We start from the raw sequence: 283 nt of genomic DNA, 5'->3' as shown, positions 1-283 counted from the left end.
CCCGGACGTACTGGTGGGGGTGGCGGCCGAGCGCAGCGTCGAGCTGGTGGTGGCCCTGCTGGCCATCGTCAAGGCCGGTGGCGCCTACGTGCCGATGGACCCGGATTATCCGCACGAGCGTCTGCAGCACATGCTGGACGACAGCGGCGTGACGCTGCTGCTGACTCAGGCACATCTGCGTGATGCGCTGCCGGCCTCGAACGCTCGTAGGTTCTGCCTGGACAGCGACTGGTCGGAAGTGGAGGGGCTGGAGGGGAGCGATCTGCCGATTCAGGGTACGCCG

At 67.8% G+C, this 283-nt stretch carries 1 protein-coding gene; it reads left to right on the top strand.

Annotated features, from left to right (window positions below; genetic code table 11):
• The coding region (locus E4487_RS24190; RefSeq protein ID WP_175254568.1) for an AMP-binding protein at positions 1-283 on the top strand (283 nt) is incomplete at both ends.

Source organism: Pseudomonas sp. BMW13 (assembly GCF_013357275.1).
GTDB classification, from domain to species: Bacteria; Pseudomonadota; Gammaproteobacteria; order Pseudomonadales; family Pseudomonadaceae; genus Aquipseudomonas; species Aquipseudomonas khazarica.
The sequence above is the reverse complement of the archived record's forward strand: the minus strand, read 5'-3'. Positions and strand labels throughout refer to the sequence as shown.